Genomic DNA, 11,165 nt, shown 5'->3' with positions numbered 1-11,165 from the left:
ATCAACCCGCCGCATGCGACGATCCTGGCGGTCGGCGCCGGCGAGCAGCGCGCGGTGGTCAAGAACGGCGAGATCAAAATTGCCAACGTGATGTCGGTGACGCTCTCGACCGATCACCGGGCCGTCGACGGCGCGCTCGGCGCGGAATTGCTCGGTGCCTTCAAACGCATGATCGAGAACCCAATGGGCATGCTGGTGTAAGCCAACCCCTGCAGGGCCTTGATGCGCTTGCTCGTCTCCGATCACCGACTTGTCAGGCCGGCAGCTCGCGCGAATCCCGGCCCGGTGCTTGAAGCCGCCGTCATTTCGTTCCACATCGGGCGCAATGAAGGGCAAGATGCGGGAATGGTTTCGGAATTGGCGGTGGGCCTTGGCCGCATCGCTATTCCTGCATGCCCTGATCGCGGCGTTCCTGTTCTTTGGCTTGCCGAGACCCGAGCAACAGCCGGATCAGCAGGAACAGCCGGTCAACGTCGCGATCGTGCCGCCACCCGATCAGCCCAAGCCAAAGCCCGCTCCAAAGCCGCCGGAGCCGACGCCTGAAAAGAAGGCTGAAAAGCCACCTGAGCAGGCCGTGCAAAAGCCACCGCCTCCGCAGCCGCCGAAACCGCAGGACATCCCGGTTCTGAAGCGTGTTTTCCAGTATGGCGAGAAGGATACCGGCCCGGAGAAATCTCTCGACGGCGGCAACGCTCCAGCCAACGCGCCGTCCCCCGCCCGGGATGAGGCCGCGAAGCAGCCTGTCAACCCGAAGCCCACGCCCAACCAGCCCGCTCCGCCTGCAACGCCCGAGCAGCAGGCGGACACCAACAAGGCTCAAGAAAAGCCGGTAACCGCCGCGCCGGACGAAAAACCCGCGCAAAGCGAGGAGAAGCAGACGACCGAGGGCACTGACAAACAGCAGCCGGAAAAGCAAGAGGCAGCTCCCCAAACCGCCGAAAAGCAAGCGGCCGAAACGCCAAAGCCGTTGGCGGCCGAAGCCGGCGACAAGCCTGCGCCGGCCGAAAAGGCAAAGCCTAAACCTTCCAAGGCGACGAAGTTTAAATCCGCAAGAGCTTTGAGAGCGCCAAGCGGGAACCCGGGAAGGTCAAACCCTGCCGACAGCGAGGTCGCGGGATCGCCGATCTATTCCGGCCTGCCGGGCGTCAGAAAGCTTTACTCGCCGGGTGCAACCGGCAACGCGCTGGCCACAAGCTCAATGGAAAACGTGCCGAGGGGACAGCGCGTAGCCAACCTTTGCGGCAACGTTCTGAGCCAAGAATTGCAAAGCGCCGACTATTCGATCAAATGGGTGCCCACTATTCCGCTGGACAAAGGCAATGTGCTCAGTCCTGCCCAGTCCGCCTTCAGCACGAGGACCCAGTGGTACGATCTAACCTTCCGGTGTGAGGTTGACGCTGATGCGACGAGGGTCCTGTCTTTCAATTTCCGTGTTGGGCCGTTGATTCCGCCTGGCGAATGGGCGCAGCGAGGATTTACCAAGTATCCGCTAAATTAGGCCAGCACTCCGATCTCCGCCAACTGCCGGGCAACTTCATGCCAGTCGGCGCAGATGAAATCGGCTCCGGCAGCCTCCAGCCGCGCGCCATGTTCGGGATAGGTGTGGCCGCCGCCGGTATAGCCGATCGCTATCATGCCGGCCGCAACCGCGCCCTGGACGCCGAACGGCGAATCCTCGACCACGATGCAGTCGACCGGCTTGGCGCCCATCTTCTCGGCGGCGTAAAGGAAGATGTCGGGCGCCGGCTTGCCGTTCTTCACCATCGAGGAGGAGAAGATCGCCTCGCCGAAGAAGCGCGACAGGCCGGTCACCGACAGGCTGTGGTTGATGCGTTCGACCGAGGATGACGAGGCAACGCAGCGGTCGCCGGCAAGCGCGCTCAAGAACGGCACAGAGCCCGGCGTCGGCTTCAACTCTTCGGAAAAGAGCAGCTTGGTCTCGGCCCAGATGTCGCCGTCGGCGGCGGGCGGGAACTGATGGCCGGTCAGCTCCTTGATTTTGAGGATGATGTCCGACTGCTTCATGCCGATGCATTGCGCGATGACGCCGCCATGAACGCCGGGCATGCCGTGCTTCTCATAGACTCGCTCATAGGCTTTGGCGGCCAGCGGCTCGCTGTCGATGAGAACGCCGTCGCAGTCGAAAATCATCAGTCTGGATCGCGCCACGCGCCTCTCCCGGCTTCGATATCAATGTTGCACATCGCTATCGGTAAAAAGTCAGATGTTCAATAGTAAGGCGGCCCGGCGTATCAAAGCTGGCGCAGCGCGTCGCTGACCGGCGAGGACCCAAGCGCGCGCTGCATGGCTTGGCGCGACTGCGCGCGGTCGGGCGTGATCCAGTTGGGTTCGGCGCCGAGGAAGCGGTCGAGAAAGGCGACAGCGTAGGCGGGCATTTCCGTCGCGTTCTCGCGATAGGACCACCAGGTGCGCAGGTCGTCGGCGCATTTGTCGATGCTCGGCGCTGTGCCGAACTCCTGCTCGTGCACGGCCAGGATCGCCGACACGCAGTAGTTGGTATAGAGAAATCCCTCCGGCCAGAAGCGCACGATTTCCGCCGTGCCGGCATTGGCCTCGGTCTCGATCATTGCGGTGAGGCCGGAGATCTCGCGCGCAGGCGCCTGCCGGATCAACTCGCGCAGCACCAGCCCGGCGGCGAAGACGATGAAGTCCGCACGGTCTATCGCCGCGAATCGCTTCTGCGCTTCCATCACCTCGATCCAGTCGAGAAAGGCGCGCGTCAGCTTGGCCTCGTCGATTTCGAAGCGCACGCCGAATGTTTCCGACACCACCTTCGCGCTGCTGCGGAAAGTGGCGCGAAACCAGCGCAACTGCCGCAGTCGGTGGCGGAGGTCCGGCATAAGCGCCAGTTCGTGCCTGAAGGGCAGATCCATGTCTCACATCCCATTTGAAGACAGGCTAGCACAGGCGCCGCCGATGCCGAAATCGGCCAGTCGCCTGTGGAGCGTTATGGCGACTAATATAATACATGTTGACATTCTTGGAAACAAATGTTCTCACTTTCGGGTCATCTCGCCTCCGTTCAATATGCGCCGGAGAATGAGACTCGGGAGGAAACCGAAATGGCGATCTGGCAGTGGGCACTGCTTCTGCTGTTTGTTGTCTGGGCGCTGCAATCGCTCGGCGTCTGGCTGCAGATGCGGCACTATTCGGACGTCTTCAAAGGCGTCACCAATCAGTACGAGGACGGCTTCGTCGGCGCCGGCAATTTCCGCGGCCGGCTGGCCAAGGGCACCATCGCGCTCATCGTCGTGACGCCGGACCTCATCGTGCGCCGCATGATGGTCATGAGCGGCCGTTCGGTGCTGACCAAATTCAAGCGACATGAAGAGTTCGAGGGCATCCCCCTCGATCGACTCCGGTCCAACCCTGCGATCATCGGGGAGGGGGAACCCGGTGTGGCCGAGGCCGTGAAACGGGCGATCGAGCAGATCGACCGCGCGCGGTCGGAGCCGGGGAAGAAGCCGGGCCTGTCCGGCTTGAACGTAGCAAGGGCTTAAACGACACCGGCGGCCGGCTGGGAATGACCGGCAGGGGTCATAAGGAGGAGAAATGTCTGTAATTTCGTTATTGGCGCAGCATGCCGACCTGGCGGTGCATAACCTGCATGTGGCAGGCACCATGGTCTCGGATGCTGCCTGGCACGGCAAGCTCGGCGTCGAGCATGCCACCGATCATCTCGTGGTCCTGGCGCAGGCGCAGACCGACAGCGCGCCGGTCACCGCCGATCAGCTGAAGGAACAGCTGAAGAACGTGCAGCAGGAAGAGCAGCTCGGCTGGCTGACCGCGATCGGCAAATACTTCATCGGCATCTTCCAGAAGGGCGGCGAAGTGTTCGCCGGCTTCGTCACCGGGATCATCCCGACGCTGGTCGTGCTGATGACGGCCTTCTACGCCGTCACCGAACTGGTCGGCGAAGAGCGCGTCCACGGCCTGGCGCGAGGCGCCGGCCGCATCGCGCTGACCCGCTATACCGTGCTGCCGGTCCTGTCGGTGTTCTTCCTCACCAACCCGATGGCCTACACCTTCGGCTCTTTCCTGGAAGAAAAGCACAAGCCTGCCTTCTACGACGCGGCAGTGTCCTACGTGCATCCGCCGCTCGGCCTCTTCCCGCATATCAACCCCGGTGAATATTTCGTCTGGGGCGGCATGCTCGTCGCGTTGCTCGACCTCGAGAAGCGAGGCGTCATCGCCAGCGGCTATCACGTCAAGGTGGCCATCTGGTACGCCCTTGTCGGCCTCGTCGTCATCCTGCTGAAGGGCATCCTGACCGAGCGCATCACGGCCATCATGGCGCGTCGCCAGGGCGTAGAGCTCTAAGGGGGGAGGACACCATGGCCAAGACATACAAGGCAGTAAAGATCTCGAGGGGTTCCACCGGTTGGGGTGGCCCGCTGGTCATCGAGCCGACCGAGCAGCGCAGCAAGGTCGTGTCGGTAACCGGCGGCGGCATTCATCCGGTGGCGCGGCTCATCGCCGACATGACCGGCGCCGAGGCCGTAGACGGCTTCAAGGCGCCGCCGATCGAAAGCGAGATGGCGGTCGTCGTCGTCGATTGCGGCGGCACCGCGCGCTGCGGCGTCTACCCGCGCAAGCGTATCCCGACCGTCAATCTGACGCCGGTCGGCCAGGCGGGTCCGCTCGCCCAGTTCATCACGGAAGACATCTACGTTTCGGGCGTCAAGCCGGCCAACGTCACAATGGCGGACGGATCCGAGGCGGTTACCACCGCGGGGGGAGCAGCATCGATGAGTTCAAGCAACAAAACTGCGGCCGCGGCGCCACAGCCGCTGCCGAGCGAAGGCGGGATGATCGGCCTGATCAGCTCGATCGGCCGCGTCATGGGCCGCGTCGTCGGCATCTTCTTCAACGCCGGCCGCCGTACCATCGATCAGGTCATCCGCAATGTGCTGCCCTTCATGGCCTTCGTGACCATGCTGATCGGCCTGATCCTCTACACCGGCATCGGCGACGTGCTGGCGCAGCCGATGGGTCCGCTGGCCAACAACATCGTCGGCCTGCTGGTCATCTCGGCCATCTGCGGCCTGCCGTTCCTGTCGCCCATCCTGGGGCCGGGCGCGGTTATCGCGCAGGTCATCGGCGTCGCCATCATCGGCCCGCAGATCGCCAACGGCACCATCTCGCCCGCAATGGCTCTGCCGGCGCTGTTTGCCTACAACACCCAGGTGGGCTGCGACTTCGTTCCCGTCGGCCTGGCGCTCGGTGAGGCCAAGCCGAAGACGATCGAAATCGGCGTGCCGGCGGTGCTCATCAGCCGCCAGATCATGGGGCCGGTCTCTGTGCTGATCGCATGGGTCGTCTCCCTGATCGTTTTCTAGAGCAATTCCAGGAAAAGTGCGCAGCGGTTTTCCGTTCGGAATTGCGTGACAAACAATCGGAGCAGGTTAGCGGAACGCTGAGCTGCTCCAAGACATCAACAATATCGAGGTTCGCCACATGTCGGTTCTTCTCAAGACACGGGTCACGGCAATTGGACCCGAAGTGGCGGACCTCGCCGAGGGCGGCGTGGTCATCCTGTTCGCGGATGGCTCGCCTCCCGAACTGGCCGAGGTTTCCGTGCTGCACAGCACGGAGCAGGGACCCAGTGACGACGCGCCGCAAAAGGGCGCCTCGATCACGCTCGGACCGGTGTCGGCGACGATAACGGCGGTTGGTTCCACCGCATGGAGCAAGGTCCGGGAGATGGGCCACGTCGTCATCTCCTTCAATGGAGCGACCGAGGCCGAACGACCGGGCGAAGTCTGCGCATCCGAGGTCGATACCGGAGCGCTCGTGGCGGCGCTTACGCCGGGCACTGTCATCACCATCGCCGCCTGATAGGATCGCGCCGTCGGGAAGATGGCGCCGCAAGCTAGAGCAATTCCAGGAAAAATGTGAAGCGGTTTTCCGTCAGGAATTGCGTCAAAACAAAGAGTCTTTGCCATGGAACGCTCGACCATCGTCAGAGTGCATGAAGGTTTGCACGCCCGTCCCGCCACGCGGTTCGTGAAGCTCGCCAAGGGTTTCGAATCCGATGTCGAGCTGGTCAAGGACGGCAAGGCGGTCAGCGCCAAGAGCTCGGTCAAGCTCATGCTGCTGGCGGTCAAGGAAAACCAGGAAGTCACCGTACGCGCCAACGGCGCCGACGCGATCGAAGCGATCGAGGCGCTGATCGGTTATCTGGAGAACCCGCGCGCTGGCCTCGACGACGAGGGCGAGGCGGTCGAAGCCGCCTCCGCAGCCGCTCCCGAGGCAGCACCACCGGCTGCCGCACCGGCGGATGGATCACCGAAACTGCAGGGCGTCGCCGCCAGCGAAGGGGTGGCCATAGGGCCGGCCTTTGCCCATTTTCCGGCCGAGATCGAAGGACCTGGCCGGCGCCTGCAGGCTGGCGAGATCGATGGCGAGGTCGAACGGTTCCGTGGCGCCGTGTCGATGGTCCAGGCGCGGATGGATCGTACGCTTGCCGAAGACAATCTCTCGGCCGGTGACCGTGGCATCGTCGCGGCTCTGCGCGACATCGCCGCCGACGACAGCCTGACCGGCGAGGTCGAAAGGCTGATCCAGGGCGGCGACGATGCGGTTTCGGCGGTCATTGCCGCCGCGGCCAGCATCGCCGCCGATTTCAGCGCGGTCGACGACCACTATCTCAACGCCCGGGCCGACGACGTCCATGCCGTCGGCCGGCAGATCTGCCTGGTGCTGCTCGGCCAGGACGAGGTCAGCCTGGAGACTATTCCGCAGGGCGCGATCCTGATTGCCGACGACATCGGCGCCTGGGATCTGGCGCGCGCGCCGCTGAAGCGCATCGGCGGCGTGGTCTGCGGCCATGGCGGCGCCACCTCGCACATCGCCATCATCGCGCGCTCGCACGGCATCCCGGCGGTGCTGGGTCTTGGCGACAAGGTCAACGAGTTGCGCACCGCCAGGCAGGTGGCGATCGACGGCAATGCCGGGCATGTGATCGTCGATCCGAACGAGGCGGCGCGTGCCGATTTCGCCCGGCGTGTCGAGGCGGCGGCACAGGAGCGCGCGGGCCTCAAGGTATTCAAGGGCGTGACGCCTACCCGCGCCGACGGCACGGTGATCGAGGTCGCGGCCAATATCGGTTCGCTCGAGGAGATCGAGGCGGCGCAGGAAGCCGGCGCCATGGGCGTCGGGCTGTTCCGCACCGAGCTGCTCTTCATGCGCCACATGCATTTGCCGTCGGAAGACATGCAGGCCGAGACCTACAGCGCTTTGGCCAAGGCGTTTGCGCCGCATTCTGTCATCGTGCGCACGCTCGACATCGGCGGCGACAAACCGATCGCCGGCATCGAATTTCCCGACGAGGAAAATCCCTTCCTCGGCTGGCGCGGCATCCGCATGTGTCTCGACCGGCCCGATATCTTCAAGCGTCAATTGCGGGCGCTGCTGCGCGCCGCCGTCCAAGGCAACATCAAGGTGATGCTGCCGATGGTTTCGGAGATTGCGGAGGTGACGCGCACCCGCGCGCTGGTCGAGGAATGCGGCGCCGAGCTGAAGGCCGAAGGCGTGCCGCATGCGGGCTTCGATCTCGGCGTGATGATCGAGACGCCGGCCGCCGTGCTGATTGCGCCGGCGCTGGCAAAAGAGGTCGCGTTCTTCTCGATCGGCACCAACGATCTCACCCAGTACATCATGGCGGCCGACCGCCTCAATCCGACGGTCGCCAAGCTCAATGACGTCACCAATCCGGCGGTGATGTCGGCGATCGAGCTGACGGCCAGGGCAGGTGTCGCCGCCGGCATCATGGTGGGCATGTGCGGCGAGGCCGCCGGCCGTCCGGATCTGATCCCGGCCTTCATCAAGATGGGCCTTACCGAGCTCAGCATGAGCCCGGCCTCGATCCAGCGCGCCAAGAAGACCATCGCGGCCATGGCGGCCGAAAGATAGCGGATCCTCGCGGCGGTTACGTCAGATGCGCAAGCAGGGTGCCGAGAACCGGTATCAGTTCCTGCGCCGCATTCGCCTGGGCGCAGGCCTGCCGGATGCGATCCTCCCGCACCTCGGCCGCCAGCACCGCGATCTCGAGAATGTCGGGCTCCGGCATGCCGTCGTCCGCCTTCGTCGCCAGTCCGCAGGCAAGAACAACAGGCGCAAGGCATTTGATGTCGAGAGACCGGTCGCCGGCGATCGCCGGGCCCGTTCCGATCTCGCCCGGCTGAACCGGACGGTGGTTGAGGCATTCGACGAGCAGGGCGGCGCAGGCGGCCGCGACCTGATCCGTGGATGCCGCGTCCGCCGTCGCGCCAGCCAGAAGATCGGCGTGGCTCTTGCGCATCGCGGCGTGCACGGCGGAAAAACTCGCCTCGTGAACGCGCGGATTGTCGACGCCGTAGCCGGCGAGAACCGCTCGCGTCAGATAATACATGTCGCGCCTGAACTGACGTTCGCCGCTGATCTGCCGGTCTTCATTACCTCCCGGGAAATAGGCCCGAAGGCTTTTGACGGTCGTGCCGTCGACCTTGAGCGGCCGGGAATGCGGAACGAAGGATTCGGCGATCGTCAGCGCCTCGTCGACAGCGCTCGCGGCATGGCCAAGCAGGCTACGGCCCGGAAAGGGCGGCAAATTGCTTGCGATATCGTGCGAGGTCTCGCCGGCACTGTCGTGCCGGCTCTGGCGGATGGCATCGCGCAGTTCCCGAAGCCGATCCTTCAGGTTGACGCGGACATCTTCGGAAATTTGTCGCAGCATCGCCAATCGCCTCGAAATGCTGAAGCCGACCATGGCTTCGGAGTGCCAGTCGCCCTCTCTAGATTGTTCGTATCGATTGGTAGATCAATAGGCGATATTTAACCAGCACGCAGAATCGGCGACGGCAGTTGTATCGCGGAGGGGAACTTGGGCAGGCGACGGCAGGACGAATCCGTAAACGGCAAGGCGACAGCGGAAGCGGCCGAGCAGATCGTCACTGAGAGCCGGACCGACCGCCTCAGGATTCGCGCCGCCTGGATGTATTTCGTCGAGCAGATGACGCAGAACGAGATCGCCGACGTGCTCGGCGTCGGCCGCGTCACCATCGTGCGCATGCTGGCGGAAGCGAGGGCGCGCAACGAGGTCAAGATCACCATCGAGAGCGAGCTCTCCGAGATCGTGCGGCTGGAGCGGGCGCTGGAAAAGACCTTCGGCCTGCAGCAGGCCCTGGTCGCGCCGCTCACCGACCCTAATGCCGATCCGATCCCGGCAATCGCCGCCAAGACCGGCATGTTCCTGTCCGACGCGATGAAATCGGGCATGCAGGTCGGTGTCGGCTGGGGCGTGACGCTGTTCAACTCCTTGCCGTTCATCAGCGCCAAGTCGCTGACCGATTTCAAGGTGATTTCGCTGCTCGGCGGTGTTGGCATCGCGCGCCGGGTCAACCCGGCCGAGTTCGCCTGGCGCTTCGCCCAGATATTTCAGGGCGACGGCTATCTGATGCCGACGCCGGCCGTCGTCGACAGCGTCGAGACCAAGATCGCGCTGGTCGAGCGCTGCGGCCTGCAGGAGGTTTTTGAAATGGCCGACGCGCTCGATGCCGTTCTGCTGAGCGTCGGGGGCATCGCTTCGGCCACCACCTTCTCGCGCGGCGGCTTCCTCAAGGAAGCGGATCGCGAGGCCCTGCTGGCGCGAGGCGCGGTCGGCGACCTTCTGTTCCATTTCTACGACCGCAATGGCGATCTGGTCGACCATCCCGTCAACAGCCATGTGATGTCGGTGGATGTCGACCGCCTGCGCAAGGCCCCGATCCGCATCCTCACCTCCGGCGGCGCGGAGAAGACCGAGGCGCTGCTCGGCGCCATGAACCTGATCGCGCCGACCATCCTGATCACCGACGAGCAAAGCGCTCGCCGCATGCTCGCGGCGCATACGGCTTGAATTATGCGGCGGAAGGGCTCGACCGCTTCGGAGCCGAACCGCGGAGGAGCTTGCGGGCGGGTTCCTCGATCAGAATGAAGACGACGACCGAAACAATGATCAGCAAGGGCAGATACAAAAGGCGTCCGACCCAATTCCATTCTCCGGTGAATATCACCAGAGTCCACCCCCGAACCGGGATTTGAAGGAGGTAGAGGGCATAGCTGGCATTGCCCAGCAGCAAGAGCGGCCTGTAAGACAGCGCGCGTTGAACGATGCCGTCATTCACGGCGCAAGTCGCAATCAGGGCAACGAAGCCTATTGCCGCGAAACATCCTGTCGTCTCCGTGCTTGTCGCGATAAGCGTGGCTACCGTGAACGCCATGGCCAGAATGGCGGCTAAGTCGTTGCGAAAACGATCGAGCGCGCCGGCCCGAAACAGCAAGGCGCAAATCATGCCGGTCATGAATTCGGGCAGCCTCAGAAGCGGGAGAGGCACCAGCTCCATCCAGCCGAACGCAAGGTAACCCGTCGGTCCGAGGCCCGGCAGGCACATAACGGCGAAGATCAGCACCGTAACTGCCAAGCTCACCCACAGGGCTGCATTCGTAAGTCTTGAAAGGAGGGCAAGCAGCAACGGGAACATAAGGTAGAAAAAGAATTCGATCGAAAGCGTCCAGCCCGGAGGATTCCAGAAGAATCCAAGCTCCGACGTTGGTGCACCCCAGGTTTGAATGAGGCCAAGTGTCGCCAGTGATGCAAGCGGATAATCGAAAGGCAGGGTTAACAGCGGCAGAGCCACGACAAGGGCAAGGAGATAGACCGGATAAATTCTGGCAAATCTCGCTATGGCGAACTGTCGAACGTCGTCCCAATCGGACATCTTGTCGAAGTAGGAATGGGTGAGGATGAAGCCTGATAGCAGGAAGAAAAACGAGACGCCGAGATAACCGTTCTTCACGAAACTGGCCGTCGCTCCGCTGATGTCGGCCGAATGGAACACAAGCACATAGAAAGCGGCAAAAAACCGCAAGCTTGTCAGCTGTGTCAGGTTCGTTCGAGTTGGAAGAGGCTTCGGCTTCATACAGAGTGCCCGGCTGTGAGAGCGAAGCGGTGCTCAGAACTCTCGATGCTGCCCGGGAAAACCTATACTTCGAGACGCATTAACAAACTCGTTAGCACGCCGCGCTGGTGGCAGCGCTCCGAAGGCGCGGCTGCTCCCGTATCGCCCAAGGCCCGACGGGGACTGTCGCAACGTCCGCTTCCGGCAGCGGGAATATACGATGTA

At 63.3% G+C, this 11,165-nt stretch carries 12 protein-coding genes; 8 read left to right on the top strand and 4 right to left on the bottom strand.

Annotated elements, in window-relative coordinates; translation table 11 throughout:
* Both ACWGS9_RS20330 and ACWGS9_RS20325 read left to right on the top strand, forming a co-directional pair.
* The coding region (locus tag ACWGS9_RS20330; protein WP_454506914.1) for a 2-oxo acid dehydrogenase subunit E2 at positions 1-201 on the top strand (201 nt) is incomplete at its 5' end.
* Between the two features lie 124 nt (positions 202-325).
* Positions 326-1,498, top strand: a complete 1,173-nt coding sequence (locus ACWGS9_RS20325) for a DUF930 domain-containing protein (protein WP_454506913.1) — start codon at positions 326-328, stop codon at positions 1,496-1,498.
* Here ACWGS9_RS20325 and ACWGS9_RS20320 read toward each other — a convergent pair.
* The gene (locus ACWGS9_RS20320) at positions 1,495-2,169 is read right to left on the bottom strand and encodes an HAD family hydrolase (protein ID WP_454506912.1); all 675 of its coding nucleotides are present in this window, start codon (positions 2,167-2,169) and stop codon (positions 1,495-1,497) included. The two genes, ACWGS9_RS20325 and ACWGS9_RS20320, sit on opposite strands and share 4 nt — an antisense overlap.
* An 83-nt stretch (positions 2,170-2,252) precedes the next feature.
* Entirely contained in the window at positions 2,253-2,894 is a 642-nt protein-coding gene (locus ACWGS9_RS20315; protein ID WP_454506911.1) for a hypothetical protein, read from the bottom strand.
* Positions 2,895-3,083: 189 nt separating this feature from the next.
* On the opposite strand from ACWGS9_RS20315, the gene ACWGS9_RS20310 reads away from it, so the two are divergent.
* The 5 genes from ACWGS9_RS20310 to ptsP all read left to right on the top strand — a co-directional run bounded on the left by ACWGS9_RS20310 (position 3,084) and on the right by ptsP (position 7,935).
* Positions 3,084-3,521, top strand: a complete 438-nt coding sequence (locus tag ACWGS9_RS20310; protein ID WP_454506910.1) for a transcriptional regulator GutM — start codon at positions 3,084-3,086, stop codon at positions 3,519-3,521.
* Positions 3,522-3,573: 52 nt separating this feature from the next.
* Positions 3,574-4,341, top strand: a complete 768-nt coding sequence (gene srlA / locus ACWGS9_RS20305) for a PTS glucitol/sorbitol transporter subunit IIC (RefSeq protein WP_320217800.1) — start codon at positions 3,574-3,576, stop codon at positions 4,339-4,341.
* 14 nt (positions 4,342-4,355) lie between these two features.
* A complete protein-coding gene (gene srlE / locus ACWGS9_RS20300; protein WP_454506909.1) occupies positions 4,356-5,360 on the top strand; it encodes a PTS glucitol/sorbitol transporter subunit IIB in 1,005 nt (334 codons plus the stop codon).
* Positions 5,361-5,478: 118 nt separating this feature from the next.
* Complete coding sequence (locus ACWGS9_RS20295; RefSeq protein WP_454506908.1) at positions 5,479-5,859, top strand: PTS glucitol/sorbitol transporter subunit IIA; 381 nt, start codon at positions 5,479-5,481, stop codon at positions 5,857-5,859.
* A 105-nt stretch (positions 5,860-5,964) separates the two neighbouring features.
* Positions 5,965-7,935 (top strand): phosphoenolpyruvate--protein phosphotransferase, encoded by a 1,971-nt coding sequence (gene ptsP, locus ACWGS9_RS20290; RefSeq protein WP_454506907.1) that lies wholly within the window; start codon positions 5,965-5,967, stop codon positions 7,933-7,935.
* A 16-nt stretch (positions 7,936-7,951) separates the two neighbouring features.
* On the opposite strand, the gene ACWGS9_RS20285 is transcribed toward ptsP, so the two are convergent.
* Positions 7,952-8,737 (bottom strand): hypothetical protein, encoded by a 786-nt coding sequence (locus ACWGS9_RS20285; protein ID WP_454506906.1) that lies wholly within the window; start codon positions 8,735-8,737, stop codon positions 7,952-7,954.
* A gap of 147 nt (positions 8,738-8,884) precedes the next feature.
* On the opposite strand from ACWGS9_RS20285, the gene ACWGS9_RS20280 reads away from it, so the two are divergent.
* On the top strand, positions 8,885-9,898 hold the full coding sequence (locus ACWGS9_RS20280) for a sugar-binding transcriptional regulator (protein ID WP_454506905.1): 1,014 nt from the start codon (positions 8,885-8,887) through the stop codon (positions 9,896-9,898).
* A gap of 1 nt (position 9,899) precedes the next feature.
* Here ACWGS9_RS20280 and ACWGS9_RS20275 read toward each other — a convergent pair whose 3' ends face one another.
* Positions 9,900-10,961, bottom strand: a complete 1,062-nt coding sequence (locus tag ACWGS9_RS20275; RefSeq protein ID WP_454506904.1) for an acyltransferase family protein — start codon at positions 10,959-10,961, stop codon at positions 9,900-9,902.
* Between the last annotated feature and the right edge of the window lie 204 nt (positions 10,962-11,165).

The organism is Mesorhizobium sp. Arg314 (assembly GCF_053714275.1).
Note: the sequence above shows the minus strand (reverse complement) of the source record. Positions and strands in the feature narration are given on the sequence as shown.

Excerpts from the sequence above, each read along its gene's own strand:
- ACWGS9_RS20325 (WP_454506913.1), top strand. The coding sequence starts at position 326 with ATGAAGGGCAAGATGCGGGAATGGTTTCGGAATTGGCGGTGGGCCTTG.
- ACWGS9_RS20315 (WP_454506911.1), bottom strand. The coding sequence starts at position 2,894 with ATGGATCTGCCCTTCAGGCACGAACTGGCGCTTATGCCGGACCTCCGC.
- ACWGS9_RS20310 (WP_454506910.1), top strand. The coding sequence starts at position 3,084 with ATGGCGATCTGGCAGTGGGCACTGCTTCTGCTGTTTGTTGTCTGGGCG.
- srlA (WP_320217800.1), top strand. The coding sequence starts at position 3,574 with ATGTCTGTAATTTCGTTATTGGCGCAGCATGCCGACCTGGCGGTGCAT.
- srlE (WP_454506909.1), top strand. The coding sequence starts at position 4,356 with ATGGCCAAGACATACAAGGCAGTAAAGATCTCGAGGGGTTCCACCGGT.
- ACWGS9_RS20295 (WP_454506908.1), top strand. The coding sequence starts at position 5,479 with ATGTCGGTTCTTCTCAAGACACGGGTCACGGCAATTGGACCCGAAGTG.
- ptsP (WP_454506907.1), top strand. The coding sequence starts at position 5,965 with ATGGAACGCTCGACCATCGTCAGAGTGCATGAAGGTTTGCACGCCCGT.
- ACWGS9_RS20285 (WP_454506906.1), bottom strand. The coding sequence starts at position 8,737 with ATGCTGCGACAAATTTCCGAAGATGTCCGCGTCAACCTGAAGGATCGG.
- ACWGS9_RS20275 (WP_454506904.1), bottom strand. The coding sequence starts at position 10,961 with ATGAAGCCGAAGCCTCTTCCAACTCGAACGAACCTGACACAGCTGACA.